The organism is Streptomyces griseoaurantiacus (assembly GCF_036189845.1).
GTDB classification, from domain to species: domain Bacteria; phylum Actinomycetota; class Actinomycetes; order Streptomycetales; family Streptomycetaceae; genus Streptomyces; species Streptomyces griseoaurantiacus.
The window spans coordinates 4,915,774-4,931,649 of sequence record NZ_CP108326.1 but is presented as its reverse complement, the minus strand read 5'-3'; the positions used below and the strand labels follow the sequence as shown (position 1 = coordinate 4,931,649).

General features: G+C 72.1%; 16 protein-coding genes. 6 read left to right on the top strand and 10 right to left on the bottom strand.

Features of this window, described 5'->3' with window-relative positions:
• Nucleotides 1-64: 64 nt before the first annotated feature.
• From OHB09_RS22065 to OHB09_RS22030, 8 genes are all read right to left on the bottom strand, one after another.
• Nucleotides 65-1,447, bottom strand: a complete 1,383-nt coding sequence (locus OHB09_RS22065) for a bifunctional albaflavenone monooxygenase/terpene synthase (protein WP_328922412.1) — start codon at nt 1,445-1,447, stop codon at nt 65-67.
• A complete protein-coding gene (gene cyc1 / locus OHB09_RS22060) occupies nt 1,444-2,529 on the bottom strand; it encodes an epi-isozizaene synthase (protein WP_328922411.1) in 1,086 nt (361 codons plus the stop codon). Before cyc1 ends, OHB09_RS22065 begins: the two co-directional genes overlap by 4 nt.
• 312 nt (nt 2,530-2,841) lie before the next feature.
• A complete protein-coding gene (gene def / locus OHB09_RS22055; RefSeq protein ID WP_006142303.1) occupies nt 2,842-3,492 on the bottom strand; it encodes a peptide deformylase in 651 nt (216 codons plus the stop codon).
• A gap of 164 nt (nt 3,493-3,656) precedes the next feature.
• Nucleotides 3,657-4,637: a tetratricopeptide repeat protein gene (locus tag OHB09_RS22050; protein ID WP_040896287.1), complete on the bottom strand. Its 981-nt coding sequence runs from the start codon at nt 4,635-4,637 to the stop codon at nt 3,657-3,659.
• Between the two features lie 415 nt (nt 4,638-5,052).
• Nucleotides 5,053-5,373 carry a mycothiol system anti-sigma-R factor gene (gene rsrA / locus OHB09_RS22045; RefSeq protein ID WP_006142301.1) on the bottom strand — a complete coding sequence of 107 codons (321 nt, stop codon included), beginning with the start codon at nt 5,371-5,373 and terminating at the stop codon, nt 5,053-5,055.
• Nucleotides 5,370-6,077 (bottom strand): RNA polymerase sigma factor SigR, encoded by a 708-nt coding sequence (gene sigR, locus OHB09_RS22040; RefSeq protein ID WP_040896285.1) that lies wholly within the window; start codon nt 6,075-6,077, stop codon nt 5,370-5,372. The genes rsrA and sigR overlap by 4 nt, the downstream gene beginning before the upstream one ends.
• 326 nt (nt 6,078-6,403) lie before the next feature.
• Nucleotides 6,404-7,096, bottom strand: a complete 693-nt coding sequence (locus OHB09_RS22035; protein ID WP_407077341.1) for an alpha/beta hydrolase family protein — start codon at nt 7,094-7,096, stop codon at nt 6,404-6,406.
• A gap of 239 nt (nt 7,097-7,335) precedes the next feature.
• Nucleotides 7,336-8,265, bottom strand: a complete 930-nt coding sequence (locus OHB09_RS22030; RefSeq protein ID WP_328922410.1) for an SOS response-associated peptidase — start codon at nt 8,263-8,265, stop codon at nt 7,336-7,338.
• A 93-nt stretch (nt 8,266-8,358) separates the two neighbouring features.
• On the opposite strand from OHB09_RS22030, the gene OHB09_RS22025 reads away from it, so the two are divergent.
• From OHB09_RS22025 to OHB09_RS22010, 4 genes are all read left to right on the top strand, one after another.
• Complete coding sequence (locus tag OHB09_RS22025) at nt 8,359-9,081, top strand: M50 family metallopeptidase (RefSeq protein ID WP_040896375.1); 723 nt, start codon at nt 8,359-8,361, stop codon at nt 9,079-9,081.
• A gap of 126 nt (nt 9,082-9,207) precedes the next feature.
• Entirely contained in the window at nt 9,208-10,554 is a 1,347-nt protein-coding gene (gene aroA, locus OHB09_RS22020; RefSeq protein ID WP_093591994.1) for a 3-phosphoshikimate 1-carboxyvinyltransferase, read from the top strand.
• A gap of 16 nt (nt 10,555-10,570) precedes the next feature.
• On the top strand, nt 10,571-11,581 hold the full coding sequence (gene rsgA / locus OHB09_RS22015) for a ribosome small subunit-dependent GTPase A (RefSeq protein WP_006142295.1): 1,011 nt from the start codon (nt 10,571-10,573) through the stop codon (nt 11,579-11,581).
• Nucleotides 11,582-11,775: 194 nt separating this feature from the next.
• Nucleotides 11,776-12,099, top strand: a complete 324-nt coding sequence (locus OHB09_RS22010) for a DMT family transporter (RefSeq protein WP_006142294.1) — start codon at nt 11,776-11,778, stop codon at nt 12,097-12,099.
• Between the two features lie 24 nt (nt 12,100-12,123).
• Here the strand turns inward: OHB09_RS22010 and OHB09_RS22005 are convergent, their stop codons facing one another.
• On the bottom strand, nt 12,124-12,756 hold the full coding sequence (locus tag OHB09_RS22005; RefSeq protein WP_328922409.1) for a TetR/AcrR family transcriptional regulator: 633 nt from the start codon (nt 12,754-12,756) through the stop codon (nt 12,124-12,126).
• Between the two features lie 156 nt (nt 12,757-12,912).
• On the opposite strand from OHB09_RS22005, the gene hisN reads away from it, so the two are divergent.
• Both hisN and OHB09_RS21995 read left to right on the top strand, forming a co-directional pair.
• On the top strand, nt 12,913-13,713 hold the full coding sequence (hisN, locus tag OHB09_RS22000) for a histidinol-phosphatase (RefSeq protein WP_006142292.1): 801 nt from the start codon (nt 12,913-12,915) through the stop codon (nt 13,711-13,713).
• 183 nt (nt 13,714-13,896) lie between these two features.
• Complete coding sequence (locus tag OHB09_RS21995; protein ID WP_006142290.1) at nt 13,897-14,295, top strand: CBS domain-containing protein; 399 nt, start codon at nt 13,897-13,899, stop codon at nt 14,293-14,295.
• A 54-nt stretch (nt 14,296-14,349) separates the two neighbouring features.
• Here OHB09_RS21995 and OHB09_RS21990 read toward each other — a convergent pair whose 3' ends face one another.
• Nucleotides 14,350-15,801, bottom strand: a complete 1,452-nt coding sequence (locus OHB09_RS21990; protein WP_167794414.1) for a catalase — start codon at nt 15,799-15,801, stop codon at nt 14,350-14,352.
• Nucleotides 15,802-15,876 lie beyond the last annotated feature (75 nt).

The window sequence follows — 15,876 nt, the reverse complement described above, 5'->3', positions numbered from 1 at the left end:
CGGGTGTCCCGACGTGCCGGGCACCCGCCCCCTCGGGCGCGTCAGCTCCGCGCGGGCCCCGGCCTCACCGGGGGACGGGCCTGAGCAGCAGCCGGTGCGGGCGCAGGGTGATGCCCACCCGGGTCGTGTCGTTCGAACCCGCCACCTGTTCGAGGCGCCAGGTGCGCGCCACCGTGGCCGTGATCAGCGTGAGCTGGGCCATGGAGAAGTGGTCGCTGGGACACTTGCGGTTGCCGGTGCTGAAGGGGCTCATGGCGTGCCTGGGCACGGCCTTGGCCCGCTCCGGGAGCCACCGGTCGGGGTCGAACTCCAGGTTCCGCTCGTAGGACTCGGGGTCGCGCTGGATCGCGTACGGGCTGTACACGATGTCGGCGCCGGCCGGAATGCGGAAGCCGCCGAGTTCGGTGTCGACGACCGCCCGGCGGGTGAGGATCCATACCGCGGGCCGCAGCCGCATCGCCTCGACGACGACATTGTTGGTGTGGGTCAGGCGGCGTACGTCGCCGAATGCGACGGGCCGCCCGCCGGTGACGGATTCGACCTCGGCGCTCACCTTTTCGGCCTGTTCCGGGTGGGCCGCGAGAACCTGGAGCAGCCACATGACCGTGGAGGCGACGGTTTCGCTGCCGGGGGTGAGTATCGCGACGACCTGGTCGTGGATCTCCTGTTCCCCGATGGGCTCGCCATTCCCGTCCTTCGCCGCCAGCAATGCGGTCAGCAAATCGTCCGGCGTTTCACCGGACGCCCGGCGTTCGGCGATGATCTCGTCGACCAGGAGGTGCAGATCGGCCAGTGCCCGGTCGAATGCGCGGTTGCCCGGGAGCGGCAGCCGGTAGAGCGGTCCGGCGGGTATCACCATGCGCCGGTACATGCCGCGGAAGACGGTGGCGAGGGCGAGGCACAGCCGTTCGGCGCGCTCGTCCATGAAGCCGCCGCGCAGCAGGCAGCGGGCGGCGATGCGCACGGCTATCCGGAAGGACTCGGAGGTGCAGTCGACGGTCTCGCCGGGGCGCCAGCGCGTCGTGAGGGCGTGCGCCTCCTCCTCCATGACCGGGCCGTACGCGGGGATCGCGTCGAGCCGGAAGGCGGGCTGGATGGTGCGCCGCTGCCGCCGGTGGGTGGGCCCGTTGGCGGTGGCGACGCCCTCCTTGCCGAGCAGGCCCTCCAGGGACTCCCAGAGCGGGCCGCCGATCTTGTAGTCGGGGCTGAGGGCGACGGCGCCGGTGAGCTCGGGGGTGGTGACGGCGTACACGGTCTTCGGGCCCAGGGTGAGCCGTACGACGTCCCCGTGGGCGCGCAGCCGGGAGAGGAAGCCGAGGGGGTCGCGCACCAGTTTCCAGCCGTGGCCGAGGAGCGGGACGGCGCCGCCCGCCAGGGGCGGCTGGGGCAGCGGGGCGGCGGTGCGGGGCTCGGGTGCCGTCGGCTGGATGCTCGGTTCCAGGGTCATTTCTCACCTTCCGTTTCGTTCGTGACGTACGGGGGTGTGGCGCTGTCCTCCCAGGCGTCGACGCGGTACCGGCCGGATTCGTGGTGGAACCAGTAGACGGCGCTGAACCAGTTCCGCATATTGATGACGCAGGACTTCACGGCGATGCTGAGTTCCTTGCCGGGGACGGTGCCGTCGTCGAGCGTGTCGGCGAAGCGCAGGGCCTCACGCTCGGCGATCAGGAATTCGTCTATGCAGTCCGTGATACGCCGCCGAAGTTCCGTGACGGCTTCCGGAAGTGTCATCTTCCGGTGCCGTACGAGACTGATACCGAGATTGTGCACCTCGTTTCCCGCGATTTCCTTGGGGAGCGAGCACAGATCGTTGTACCAGGCGGCGAATTCCTGGCTGAGCAGTGCGACCCTTCGGTAGGCGGGATGTTTCCGTACCGTATCCGGTAATTCCCGTCCCGCGCTCGGTTCGAGCAGATCGGTCCAGATCCAGTGGGCGAAGGTGAGCCGGCGCAGTTCGAGGTATTCCTCGACCGTGGGGACCCGGCCGCGCAGGCGGTTGCGGAACTCCCGGTCGTAGGCCTCGATCACGGCGTGGAAGTGGCGGGCGAAGCGAGCGTTCCACGCCCGTCCGCAGAAGGCGTACAGGCGCAGCACGCTGTCGGCGAAGCCCGCGACCAGCGGGTCCTGGTGGTGCAGATGGGACGTGGGTGAGTCCAGGGCCGTGTGCAGCCGGACCCGCAGGCGGCGCCAGGCGGCGGGCCTGCGGTGGACCACGTCGCGGTCGTGCCGGTCGTCCCAGACGAAGAACCAGGCGCTGTAATCCGCTATCGCCTGGAGCACGTCGTCGGGGGCGCCGAGGTAGTAGCCGGCCATCAAGTCCGTGTAGCACAGACCGTCGGCATATTCGCGCACCTTGTCCTCCGGCATCAGCCGCTTTTCCAGCAGCCAGGAACGGGTGTTCTCCTGGAGCCGGGGCCAATACGGATGCCGTTGCCGGGGAAACGCGGCCTCGATCACCGGCAGCGAGAGCGCCGGTGGAACCGCGACCGCGGTGGTGGTGGGTGAAGTGCTGTGTGGGAAAGCTGGCACGAACAAACCCCTCTCAGCAGCCGGTCGGCGTCGCACCGCTCCCCCCGTGCCCGGGCGCGCGCCCTTGCGTATCCCCGCACTTTCCATTCAGCTACACAACTGACCACTTTGGGAATGGATTTGGCATGTTCCTCGCGTACGTGGCACTTGAACATACATAGAACGGCGCCCGGCCGGGAGAGGGTCTCCCGGCCGGGCGCCGTGAACATCACCACGATCACTCTGAGGCGGTTTTATTCAGCCTTCAATCAGTCTGGCTTGACTGAAATACGATCAGATTCGATCGGAATCGGTCTGCTTCGATCGTGCGGATCAGTCGTTCGGCACGATCGGATAGCGCGGCTCGTTCTCCGCCATCTGCCGCAGCGCGTCCTTGCGGTCGCGCTTGGAGAGCCGGTCGATGTACAGGTACCCGTACAGGTGGTCCGTCTCGTGCTGCAGGCAGCGCGCGAAGTAGCCGGTGCCGCGGACCCTGACGGGGTTGCCCTTCTCGTCCTGCCCGGTGACCTCGGCGTAGTCGGGGCGGGCCAGCGACACGTACGCCGTCGGCACGGACAGGCAGCCCTCGTTGTTGTCGTCCAGCCGGCGCCGCTCGGCGGGCAGTTCGACGAGCTTGGGATTGCAGACGACACCCACGTGCCGCACGCCCTCGTCGTCCGGGCAGTCGTAGACGAAGACCTTCCGGTCGACGCCGATCTGGTTGGCGGCCAGGCCCACACCCTCGGCGGTGCGCTGGCTGGCGAACATGTCGTCGACCAGCTTCGCCAGTTCCTCGTCGAACTCCGTGACGTCCTTGCACTCCTTGTGCAGCACCGGGTTGCCGACGACGGTGATCGGCCGGGAGGTGCCGCGCTCGCGGTAGGCGGCCTCGCGCTCCTCGCAGTCCTCCGTGTCGATGACGTACCCCTCGTCGTCGACGGGGAGCACGCCCGCCTGCTGCTGATCGGTGTCCTGCTGGGCCATGGCCGACGTACGCCTTCCTGCACTGTGTCTTCTGAGACCGAGTCGTCTCGGGGCCGAGGTCTTCCCGGGGGCGCCGAGTTCTCCCGCATAGCCTAAGGGGAGCCGCCGCCCGCCCCGCGAGGAGCGCCTCGGTGGACCCCGCCGTACGCGAACCGCACTCCGCCTCAGCAGACCTCTTCCAGGTCCCGCCAGCCGCGCGAGTCCGGGGAGTCCGCGACCCAGCCGTCGAGCAGTCCGCGCACCAGCGCCGCGGGCGCCGCGAGACCGCACTCGCGCTCGGGCACCCAGAGCTGGCCGTCCGTGCGGTGGCCGAGCGGCCCGGGATGGCCGGGTTCGCTGTGGTCGTGCGGGTCGAGGTGCTCGCCCTCGCCCTCGTCGGAGGGCATCCGGGACTCGGAGCACAGGCGGCACAGCAGGCGTACCGAGGACGACCAGTCCTCGGCGGCGTAACCGGCCTCGGCCGCGAGCCGCTCCAGGGCGTCGCGGTCCTCCTCGGTGGCCGCCTCCAGGAGCACCACCCAGGTGGGCACCGGGGAGGGCGCCCACAGTTCGATCTCGTCGAAGACGGGGAAGGCGTGCCCGGCGGCCGTGGTCCGCTCCCCGTGGGGCACCCCGTCGTGCAGCACGACCTCGCCCCAGCGGCGGCCGGAGGAGGGCAGCGGGATGGACAGGACCTCCATGCGCGCGGGGTCCAGCCGGCGCCCCCACACCACCTCGGCCTCACCCTCGGGCGAGAGCCGTACGGCCGCGCTGCCGAGGTCCATCCCGGCCGGCTCACCTGCGACGCTCGGACCGCCCGGTACGTGCAGCCCGTAGGCCTGCCAGGCGCGGCGGGCCAGCGGCCAGTCCTGCAGGGCGGTGGCGGCGATGCCCACGTTCCACCAGTCGGGAGCGCCCGCCTCGCGGTCCAGCAGCGCCACGGCCCGCAGGCCGGCCGCCCTGGCCTGCTCCCAGTCGTGCCGGAACTTGTGCAGCAGGGCGAGGTTGAACCAGGACTCCGACAGCCAGGGTTCCAGGTCCGCCGCGCGGGTCAGCAGCGCGCCCGCGTCCTCGTAGCGGCCGTCCCCTATCAGCGTGAACGCGCGGTCGGTGGCCTGCCGCCAGGAGGCGGAGGGCCGGTGCCGTCCCTTGCCGAAGATCCTCACGATTCCCGCCTGCCAGTCCTTGCGCTTCCCGCCTGTCGCTTCCCTGACGTCCGCGTGGCCACGGACCTTTCGTCCTGTCCCGCCCCCGCGGCCCTTCGCACGTGGCCCTGCTCGCATCCAACCACGTACCGCCGGACGGGCGCTCATTACCCATGGGTTACCCACCGACGGACGCGGTAAGGCCCGTCACGGGCCGGAGTACGGCCTCGGCGCGGGGAGCGGAGCGAGGGTGCGCGCGCCGGGCGCGCGTCGTACGGAGGGCGGTGCGGAGGAGGCGGAACACGCTGCCGGGACGCCGTGCGCCGCGGGCGGGTGTGCACCGCGGGCGTGCGTGTGCGGCGGGCCCCCGTGCGCGACGGGGGCCGCACCCCTCGGGGGCCGGCGGGCCGTGGGCCCGGGCCCCGCGGGCCGGTGCTCAGGCCTCCTGGGGCCCCGGGGACGCGGGCGAGCCCGTGGCCACGTCGTGCTCCGGCACGGTCTGGCCGGAGCGGATCAGATCGATCCGCCCCATGACCTTGGACCTCAGGTCGGTCGGCACCTCGTCATGGCCGCAGCACCGCTTGACCAGCTTCTTCACGGCCTGCTCCAGACCGTACTTCTCCAGGCACGGCGAGCACTCCTCGAAGTGGTGCTCGAACTTGGTGCAGTCGGAATCCGGCATCTCCCGGTCGAGGAACTCGTAGAGATGGTCGAGGATTTCGCTGCAATCCGTCTCGTGCGGCTCTCCGCAGCTCATGAGCCCGAGCCTTTCGCTTCGTTCGACTCTCCGGCGCCGGCCGGGACCAGCCCGCGCTCACGGGCGTAGTCCTCGAGCATGCCGCGCAGTTGACGGCGGCCCCGGTGCAGCCGGGACATCACCGTACCGATGGGTGTCCCCATGATGTCCGCGATCTCCTTGTAGGCAAAGCCCTCGACATCGGCGAGATACACGGCGATGCGGAACTCCTCGGGGATCGCCTGCAGCGCCGACTTCACGTCGGAGTCGGGCAGGTGGTCGAGCGCCTGCGACTCCGCGGAGCGCAGACCCGTCGACATGTGCGACTCGGCGCGGGCGAGCTGCCAGTCCTCGATCTCCTCGGCCGCACTGCGCTGGGGTTCGCGCTGCTTCTTGCGGTACGAGTTGATGAACGTGTTGGTGAGGATCCGGTACAGCCAGGCCTTGAGGTTGGTGCCCTCACGGAACTGGTGGAAGGACGCGTACGCCTTCGCGTACGTCTCCTGGACCAGGTCCTCGGCGTCGGCCGGGTTGCGCGTCATGCGCAGCGCGGCCGAGTACATCTGGTCGAGGAACTCGAGCGCGTCCCGCTCGAAGCGCGCGCTGCGCTCCGCGGTCGACTCGGCGACCGGCGTGACGGCCGGTCCCCCGCTCGTCCCCCGGCCCTCGGGCTGCTCCGCCTGGCCGTTTTCGGTCCCTGCGTCGGTACCGGTGACCGGACCCACCTCCTCGAGTGATCGTGCGGAACCGAGACCGGTCCCACTCGAATCGGAGGATAGACGACGATCCGGCCCGCCCGCCGCCCGAACAGGGGCGGTCTTCGTCGCGTGCAGAACCGTCCAATCCAGGTCGGCGCTGCTGCGACGGTTCGGGCAGATGGTCGAACCCATGCGGCGGACTTCCTCTCTACGGACGGTGGCACGGGACGCTCCGTGCCGCGTGGTGGCTCCCGCCGGTTCCGGCGGCGGTGACCCCTGCCACCTGCCGACCGCGCACCGCGGGTGCCGTCCGATTCGCACAACACGGGTCCCGCGCCCGGCATTCCCGGGCGTCACCCGAGTGACGCGACCCACCGCACGACGCTCCCGGCGATCCTCGCGAGAGCCTCCTCCTGGCCGGGTTCCGCGCGCTTGGGCACGGCGAAGCCGTGGTCGGCGTGCGGCACCTCGACGATCTCGTAGGGCCCTTCGGGGAACTCCTCCGGCCTGCCGAAGGGGTCCCTGCCGCCCTGGACGACGAGGGTCGGGACGCCGGTGCCGAGCAGTTCGGGAGCCCGGGTCCGCTCGGGGCGGCCCGGGGGGTGCAGCGGGAAGCTCAGGGCGAGGACGGCGTGGGCGCCCAGTTCCCCGGCGGTGCGGCAGGCGACACGGGCACCGGCGCTGCGGCCGGCGGCGATCACCGGGAGTCCGGGGCGGGCGAGCGCGGGCCACAGGGCGCGCCAGGCGGTGTCCAGGGTCTTCGGGGCCGGCGCCACCTTCTTCCCGGCGACCCGCCAGGGCTGTTCGACCAGGGCGACGCTCACCCCGTGCCGGGGCAGCTCGGCGGCGAGCGCCCGCAGATCACGCGCCTCGATGCCGCCGCCGGCCCCGTGCCCGGCGGCGAGGACGAGGCGGGGTCCGGGGGCGGGGTGCCAGGTGATGCGGGCCTCGCCCGCCGGGGTCGCGACGGTCTCCGTGGTGGGGGTGGCGGGGCCCGTGGGGGGCGAGGGGTCGGCGGGAGGCATGGGGGTCGTGGGGGGCGTCATGCGGCCATGGTGCCGCCTCGGGCACGGCGGCGGAGGGACCGACGGGAGAGGGGCGGGCGAGGGCGGGAGGGGGGCGGGGCGGGGCGGGGCGGGGGAACCGGACATCGGGGATCAGGAGCCGTGGAGCCGAGACCAGGGGCCGGGGACCAGGGGTCAGCAGCCGGGGAGCCGAGACCAGGGGCCGGGAGCCCGGAGCCGGGAGCCGGAAAAGCAGGGGTCAGCCGGGGATCAACCGGGGATCAGAAGAGCGTGCCCTCCTCCGGGCCGGACAGTTCCTTCAGCAGTTCGGGGCCGTTGTTGCGGACGTTGCTCACCGCGGTGCCCACCGGGTACGCCCGCATCAGCCCCTCCGGCGGCGGCGCGAGCAGCTCCCGCAGCTCCACCGTGTCGGTGTGCCGGGGGTCGAGCCACGCGTCCCACCGGTCCGGCGTCAGCATCAGCGGCATCCGGGGGTGGATGTCGGCGAGCGAGCGCGGGCCCTCCTGCGGCGGCACGGCGAGCGGAGCCGTCTCTGCCTCCGTGGTGATCACCGAGCACGTGACCCACCAGGAGCGGGGGTGGCCGTCCGGCAGCGTCGGATCGCGCCAGAACTCGTACAGACCGGCCATGGCGAACACCGAGCCGTCCGCGGGCGTCACGAAGTACGGCTGCTTGCGCGCCCGCTTCCGCCTGCCCTCGACCTCCAGCTCCCGCTCCTCCCGGCCGGTGTCCCACTCGTAGTAGCCGTCGGCGGGGAGGATGCAGCGCCGGGTGGCGAAGGCCTGGCGGTAGGCGGGCTTCTCGTGCACGGTCTCGGCCCGCGCGTTGATCATCCGGGCGGCACCCTCGGGGGACCTCGACCAGGAGGGCACGAGCCCCCAGCGCAGCCGGCGGAGCTGGCGAACCGGACGCGGCGAGGAGGCGTCCTTCAAGGGGCGGTCGAGGACGACGAGGACCTCCTTGGTGGGGGCCACGTTGTAGTCGGGCACGAGGGGCCCGGGATCCTCCCGGGACTCCTGGGACTTCTGGGAGCCCTGCGGCTCCTGTGAGTCGTGGGTCTCCTGGGACTCCCGGGACGCGTTGGGTTCCTGGGGTTCCTGGGATTCCTGGGCGGAGGGCACCCCCACCTCTATCCCGAAGATCCCCGCGAGATCCTCGGGTCCACGACTCGCCGCATACCGTCCGCACATACGTGCCACACTGCCAGGCCGGCCCGCCGCCCCTCAACGACGGTGGCGGGCGCCGTCCCCGCCCGGCCCGACCTCCCGGAGTCAGCACCGATCATGAATCCCCTCGCCACCCCCTCGCTGCCGGAGCTCTGGGACCGGCTCTTCGGCACCCAGCCCGACCCGGATCTCTGGGTGGTGCTGGCCACGCTGGTCGCCGCGCTCGCGGCCGTCCTCCCGCACGCGGTCTGGCGGGTCTCCCGCAACGCCGTCACGATCGCCCACGAGGGCGGCCACGGTCTGGTGGCGCTGCTCACGGGGCGCACCCTGACGGGCATACGTCTGCACTCGGACACCAGCGGCCTCACCGTGAGCCGGGGCAAGCCGCACGGCCTCGGCATGATCCTCACCGCCGCCGCGGGCTACACCGCGCCGCCGCTGCTGGGGCTCGGCGGCGCGGCGCTGCTCGCGGCCGGGCACATCACGGCGCTGCTGTGGCTGGCCACGGCGCTGCTGCTGGTGATGCTCGTGATGATCCGCAACGCGTACGGGGTGCTGACGGTCCTCGTCACCGGCGGTCTGTTCCTCGCGGTGTCCTGGCTGACCGGCGCGCAGGTGCAGGCGGCGTTCGCGTACGCGGTGGTGTGGTTCCTGCTGCTGGGCGGCGTGCGCCCGGCCTTCGAGCTGCAGGCCAAGCGCCGGCGCGGCAACGCCGGCGATTCCGATGCCGACCAGCTCTCCCGGCTGACGAACGTCCCTCCGGCACTGTGGCTGTTCCTCTTCCACGCGGTCTCGCTGTGCTCCCTGATCGGCGGCACGCGCTGGCTGCTGGACCTGTGAGCGCGGCTCCCGCGCGGAGCCGTGGCCGGAACGGTGAGCCCGGATGCGCTTTCGGAGCCCCGGGCGGGCTAATCGCCGCCCACGATCAAGATTCGCCCTCATCCCCCGGCCACTAGAATGCGGGCCATGACCGCAACCCCCGCCCACACCGCCCTCTGGCCCGCTCCCCACGCGCGCGGAGCCGTCGACGCGACGGTCCACGTACCGGGGTCCAAGTCGGTCACCAACCGCGCGCTCGTGCTCGCCTCCCTCGCCTCCGAGCCCGGCTGGCTGCGCCGCCCCCTCCGCTCCCGCGACACCCTGCTGATGGCCGGCGCCCTGCGCGCCCTGGGCGTCGGCATCGAGGAGACGGTGTCCTCGAGCTCCTCCCCCGCGGGCGCGGGCACCCCGACGGGGCCCGGTGAGGCCTGGCGCGTCATCCCCTCCACCCTGCACGGCCCCGCCACGGTGGACGTCGGCAACGCGGGCACGGTCATGCGCTTCCTCCCGCCCGTCGCCACCCTGGCCGACGGTCCCGTCCGCTTCGACGGCGACCCCCGTGCCTACGAGCGCCCCCTGCACGGCGTGATCGACGCGCTGCGCGCCCTCGGCGCCCGCATCGACGACGAGGGCCGGGGCGCGCTCCCGCTCACCGTGCACGGCGGTGGCGGCCTGGACGGCGGCCCGGTCGAGATCGACGCCTCCTCCTCGTCCCAGTTCGTCTCGGCGCTGCTGCTCTCGGCGCCGCGCTTCAACCAGGGGGTCGAGGTCCGCCACACCGGCTCCTCGCTGCCCTCCATGCCGCACATCCGGATGACGGTGGACATGCTGCGGGCGGTCGGCGCGCAGGTGGACACGCCGGAGTCGGGCGGCGAGCCCAACGTGTGGCGGGTGACGCCGGGCGCGCTGCTCGGCCGGGACCTGACGATCGAGCCGGACCTGTCGAACGCCCAGCCCTTCCTCGCCGCCGCCCTGGTCACCGCGGGCACGGTCGTCATCCCCGACTGGCCGGAGCGCACCACCCAGCCCGGTGACCGGCTGCGGGAGATCTTCACCGAGATGGGTGGTTCCTGCGAACTGACCGAGCGCGGTCTGGAGTTCACCGGTTCGGGTGCCGTGCACGGCATCGACGTCGACCTCGGCGAGGTGGGCGAGCTGACCCCCGGCATCGCGGCCGTCGCCGCCCTCGCCGACTCCCCCTCGACCCTGCGCGGCGTCGCGCACCTGCGGCTGCACGAGACGGACCGGCTGGCGGCGCTCACCAAGGAGATCAACGAGCTGGGCGGGGACGTCACCGAGACCGCCGACGGGCTGCACATCCGCCCGCGCAGGCTGCACGGCGGGATCTTCCACACCTACGACGACCACCGCATGGCCACGGCCGGTGCGATCCTCGGGCTCGCGGTGGACGGCGTGCAGATCGAGAACGTGGCGACGACGGCCAAGACGCTGCCGGACTTCCCCGAACTGTGGGCCGGGATGCTCGGGAACTGACGGGCGGACCTGGATCATGCGCCGTTACGGCAAGCACACCGACGAGGACGACATCCGCAGCCGCCCCAACCGCAGGGGCAACCGGCCGCGCACCCACATCCGGCCCAAGCACGAGGACGCGGCCCAGGGCCTGGTCCTCACCGTCGACCGGGGCCGGCTGACCTGTCTGGTCGAGGACCGGACGGTGATGGCGATGAAGGCCCGTGAACTGGGCCGCAAGGCCGCGGTCGTCGGGGACCGGGTGGCGCTGGTCGGGGACCTGTCCGGCGCCAAGGACACCCTCGCGCGCATCGTCCGCATCGAGGAGCGCACCTCGGTCCTGCGCCGCACGGCGGACGACGACGACCCCTACGAGCGGGTGGTCGTCGCCAATGCCGACCAGCTCGCCATCGTCACCGCACTCGCCGACCCGGAACCGCGCCCGCGACTGATCGACCGCTGCCTGGTCGCGGCCTTCGACGGCGGCCTCACCCCGCTGCTCGTCCTCACCAAGTCCGACCTGGCCCCGCCGGAGAAGCTGCTGGAGCTCTACGGCGACCTGGACATCCCGTACGTCGTCACGAGCCGCGAGGAACTGGAGACCGGCGACGCGGCCGCGCGGGTGCGGGCGGAGCTGGACGGCAAGGTGACGGCGTTCGTCGGCCACTCCGGGGTGGGCAAGACCACGCTGGTCAACGCGCTGGTGCCGGAGGGCCGACGGCGCATCACCGGCCACGTCAACGCGGTGACGGGCCGCGGCCGGCACACCACCACCTCCGCGCTGGCGCTCCCGCTGGAGGGCGGCCGGGGCTGGGTGGTCGACACCCCGGGCGTGCGGTCCTTCGGTCTCGCGCACGTCGATCCCTCGCGCGTGATCCACGCCTTCCCCGACCTGGAGGGGGGCACGGAGGGCTGCCCGCGCGCGTGCAGTCACGACGAGCCGGACTGCGCGCTGGACGCGTGGGTGGCCGAGGGCCACGCCGATCCGGCGCGGCTGTACTCCCTGCGCCGGCTGCTGGCGGTCCGGGAACACACGGAGGGCGACTGATCCGCCGCACAACCGTTTCTCCCCCGGCGTACGCGGGCGCGTGACCACCTTCGTGTTTGCGCCTGTACGGCGCAGGTAAATGCATAATCGCACCGGACGGACGCAGCCGGGCGGATCGAACGAGGCAGTCACAGAGCGTGCGGCGGACGCGGAGGACGGCGGCGGACGCACGCGACGTTACGGAGGGACAGTTCATGGCGTGGCTGCTGGTCATAGTGGCCGGAATCCTGGAGACCGGTTTCGCCGTGTGCCTCAAGCTGTCCCACGGCTTCACCCGGCTCTGGCCCACCATCGCCTTCTGCTGTTTCGCCCTCGGCAGCTTCGGTCTGCTCACCCTGTCCCTGCGGCGGCTGGACGTGGGGCCCGCGTACGCGGTGTGGACGGGCATCGGCGCGGCGGGCACGGCGATCTACGGGATGGTCTTCCTCGACGACCTGGTGTCCACGCTCAAGCTGGTGTCCATCGCCTTCGTCATCATCGGCGTGATCGGCCTGCAGCTCTCCGGTTCGGCGCACTGACGGCCCCGGAGTCCTCCCGAACCCTCATCGCGACTGCACCGACTGGCCCTGCCGGCCCAACTGGCGCGACAGCGCGGTGCGTACGAGGTCGGTGACCGAGCCGTCCGCCGGCGGGGCCGCGACGCAGGACAGCGAGAGCCGGGCCACGAGTTCGGCGGACCGCGCGATCTCCAGGAGGTCCGGTTTCGTGGTGCCGGGCCCGGACAGCGCGGCCACGGCACGGTCGCGCACCAGCGTCACGAGGTCGGAGGGCGAGGGCAGGGGCCCGTCGGCCCGGCGCTGCGCGGGCACCGCGGAGGACGAGGGCACCGCCGACAGCGTCGGCGCGGGGAGCCGCTCGCCCCAGCAGCCGGTGAGCAGGGCGCGCACGAGGGGGTTGTTGCGGGCGACGGACACGGTCCACTCGGCGAGCGCGGCGAGCCGTTCGCGGCCCTCGGCGGGCGCGGCGAGGACACGTTCGACGCCCACGAGATAGGCGTCGGCCTCGCGCCGCACCAGGGCGCGGGAGAGCCCCTCTTTGCTGCCGAACTCGTTGTACAGCGTCTGCCGGGAGACGCCCGCGGCGGCGGCCACGTCGACCATGCGCACGGCGGACCACGGCCGGCTCGTCGACGCCGCGAAGGCTGCGTCGAGCAGGGACTCCCGCGCTGCAGGCATCGTCGCCTCCCGGATACGGCACTCCTGTCGCCCACAGTTGACGCCCCCACACGGACTGTCAAGGCCCCGGGGCGCGGGGAAGCGGGCCTTCCGGGGGGGGCCGCCGCCGCGGCGCCCTGCTGGCCCCGGCGCGCCGGGGGAAGATAGCGTGCGGTCATGGCCGACTATCTCGATGACCTGCGTCTCGCCCATGTCCTCGCGGATGCCGCCGATGCCGCGACGATGGCCCGGTTCAAGGCGCTCGACCTCAAGGTCGAGACCAAACCGGACATGACGCCGGTGAGCGAGGCCGACAAGGCGGCCGAGGAGCTGATCCGCGGGCAGCTCCAGCGGGCCCGGCCCCGGGACGCGGTCCTCGGCGAGGAGTACGGCGTGGAGGGCACCGGCCCCCGCCGCTGGGTCGTCGACCCGATCGACGGCACCAAGAACTACGTCCGCGGGGTGCCGGTCTGGGCGACGCTCATCGCGCTCACGGAGGCGGACGGTGGGGCTTTCCAGCCGGTGGTCGGCCTGGTCTCCGCCCCGGCGCTCGGCCGCCGCTGGTGGGCGGCGAAGGGGCACGGCGCCTTCACCGGCCGCAGCCTGTCCCAGGCGTCCCGGCTGCGGGTCTCCGGGGTCTCCCGGCTCGCGGACGCCTCCTTCGCGTACTCCTCGCTCGGCGGCTGGGAGGAGCGCGGCCGCCTGAACGGCTTCCTGGACCTGACCCGCAAGGTGTGGCGCACCCGCGCGTACGGCGACTTCTGGCCGTACATGATGGTCGCCGAGGGCTCGGTCGACCTGTGCGCGGAGCCCGAGTTGTCGCTGTGGGACATGGCGGCGACGGCGATCGTCGTGACGGAGGCGGGCGGCAGTTTCACGGGTCTCGACGGCCGCCCGGGTCCGCACAGCGGCAACGCGGCCGCGTCGAACGGCCTGCTCCACGACGAGCTGCTCGACCACCTGAACGAGCGGTACTGAAGCGGGGCGGTGCGCCGAGCGCCCCCGAAAACACCGCACGCGCCCTCTTGTTGACCGGCCCTGTGCCTGCGACTCTGAGAATCCCCCCACTTGTGAATTTGTGAATCACTTCACGGGCGAGCGCCGCCGTCCCCGGCGCGCGGGGGTGGACCGATCCGGAACTCGTAGGAGGTGGCTCACTCCATGCTCGTCCGCGACGCCATGAGCACGGTCGTCCTGACCATCGGCCCCGCACACACCCTGCGGCAGGCAGCCGCACTGATGTCCGCCCGGCGCGTCGGCGCCGCCGTCGTCCTCGACCCGGATGCCGGCGGCCTCGGCATCCTCACCGAGAGGGACGTCCTCAACGCCGTCGGCCGGGGCCTCAGCCCCGACGCCGAACCCGCCCACGCCCACACCACCACCGACGTCGTCTTCGCCGCGCCCTCCTGGACCCTGGAGGAGGCGGCCCGCGCCATGACCCACGGCGGCTTCCGGCACCTGATCGTCATGGACCGCGACGAGCCCGCCGGCATCGTCTCGGTCCGCGACATCCTGCGCTGCTGGGCCCCGGCCCCGCAGCCGGTGCCGGTGCCCTCCTGACATGCGTTCGGTGCCTGTACGGGCGGACCCGCACAGGCACCGAACGCCTCCCGCTCAGCCGCGCAGGGCCTGCACGGCGGCCTCCAGCCGCTTGCCGAACTCGGGGTCGGCATTGCGGAAGTTGCCGATCGCGCGCTCGACGATGTCCTCGCGCGTGACCTGGGACAGGGCACCGGACAGATTGCCGATCAGGCGCCCCTTCTCCTCCTCCGTCATGAGCCGGTAGAGATTGCCGGCCTGGACGAAGTCGTTGTCCTCGGCGTGCAGGGGCGCCGCGGCGTCGCCGGTCGCGCCCTCGACGGGGAGGGGCTGCCACAGCGGGCGGTTCGTCTGGAACGGCCCGCCGAAGCTGTTCGGCTCGTAGTTCTTCGCACCCTTGTGGCGACCGTCGTAGAGGTGGCCGTCGCGGGAGTTGGTGCGCGCCTCGGTGGCGTGCGGGCGGTTCACCGGCAGGTGGTCGGCGTTGATGCCGACGCGGTAGCGGTGGGCGTCGCCGTACGCGAAGAGGCGGCCCTGGAGCATCTTGTCCGGCGAGGGGCCGATGCCCGGCACGAAGTGGGAGGGGCTGAAGATCGACTGCTCGACCTCGGCGAACACGTTCTCCGGGTTGCGGTTGAGCTCCAGCTTGCCGATCTCGATGACCGGGTAGTCCGCGTGCGGCCAGACCTTGGTCACGTCGAAGGGGTTGAAGCGGTAGTGCGCGGCCTCGGCGACGGGCATGATCTGCACGCCGACGGTCCAGGACGGGAAGTCGCCGCGCTCGATCGCCTCGCGCAGGTCGCGCTGGTGGGAGTCGGGGTCCTCACCGGCGAGCCGGTTGGCCTCGTCCTGCGTGAGGCTCTTGATGCCCTGGTCGGTCTTGAAGTGGTACTTGACCCAGAAGACCTCGCCGGCCTCGTTGTTCCACTGGAAGGTGTGCGAGCCGAAGCCGTCCATGTGCCGGTACGAGGCCGGGATGCCGCGGTCACCGAAGAGCCAGGTCACCTGGTGCGTGGACTCCGGGGACAGGCTCCAGAAGTCCCAGACGTTGTCCATCTCGGTCGAACCCGTGTAGGGGTCGCGCTTCTGGGTGTGGATGAAGTCGGGGAACTTGATGGCGTCCCGGATGAAGAACACCGGGGTGTTGTTGCCGACGAGGTCGTAATTGCCCTCCTCGGTGTAGAACTTCAGCGCGAAGCCGCGCGGGTCGCGGACGGCGTCCGCGGCACCGAGGTTGCCGGCCACGGTGGAGAAGCGCAGGAACGTCTCGGTCTGCTTGCCGACCTCGGAGAGGAAAGCGGCGCGCGTGTACCGCGTGACGTCCCCGGTCACCGTGAAGGTGCCGTAGGCGCCTGCGCCGCGGGCGTGCACCACCCGCTCCGGGATGCGCTCGCGGTTGAAGTGGGCCAGCTTCTCCAGGAGGAGCTGGTCCTGGACGAGGACGGGACCGCCGGCGCCCGCGGTCTCGCTGTTCTGGTTGTCGGCGACCGGGGCCCCGGCTTCGGTGGTGAGCGGTCCCTGCGTCACGTGCGCCTCCTGCTTGATGCCTTGCGACTTCGATTGCCCCGGCCGCGAGTTGTCCCGGGGCCAGGTCCATACCCG

Bases quoted from the DNA above. Each gene is read 5' to 3' on its own strand.
- def (WP_006142303.1), bottom strand. From the start codon at position 3,492: ATGGCCCAGCAGGACACCGATCAGCAGCAGGCGGGCGTGCTCCCCGTC.
- OHB09_RS22010 (WP_006142294.1), top strand. From the start codon at position 11,776: ATGGCGTGGCTGCTGGTCATAGTGGCCGGAATCCTGGAGACCGGTTTC.
- OHB09_RS22065 (WP_328922412.1), bottom strand. From the start codon at position 1,447: ATGACCCTGGAACCGAGCATCCAGCCGACGGCACCCGAGCCCCGCACC.
- OHB09_RS21995 (WP_006142290.1), top strand. From the start codon at position 13,897: ATGCTCGTCCGCGACGCCATGAGCACGGTCGTCCTGACCATCGGCCCC.
- OHB09_RS22025 (WP_040896375.1), top strand. From the start codon at position 8,359: ATGAATCCCCTCGCCACCCCCTCGCTGCCGGAGCTCTGGGACCGGCTC.
- OHB09_RS22035 (WP_407077341.1), bottom strand. From the start codon at position 7,096: ATGACGCCCCCCACGACCCCCATGCCTCCCGCCGACCCCTCGCCCCCC.
- OHB09_RS22030 (WP_328922410.1), bottom strand. From the start codon at position 8,265: ATGTGCGGACGGTATGCGGCGAGTCGTGGACCCGAGGATCTCGCGGGG.
- rsrA (WP_006142301.1), bottom strand. From the start codon at position 5,373: ATGAGCTGCGGAGAGCCGCACGAGACGGATTGCAGCGAAATCCTCGAC.
- aroA (WP_093591994.1), top strand. From the start codon at position 9,208: ATGACCGCAACCCCCGCCCACACCGCCCTCTGGCCCGCTCCCCACGCG.
- OHB09_RS22005 (WP_328922409.1), bottom strand. From the start codon at position 12,756: ATGCCTGCAGCGCGGGAGTCCCTGCTCGACGCAGCCTTCGCGGCGTCG.
- hisN (WP_006142292.1), top strand. From the start codon at position 12,913: ATGGCCGACTATCTCGATGACCTGCGTCTCGCCCATGTCCTCGCGGAT.
- rsgA (WP_006142295.1), top strand. From the start codon at position 10,571: ATGCGCCGTTACGGCAAGCACACCGACGAGGACGACATCCGCAGCCGC.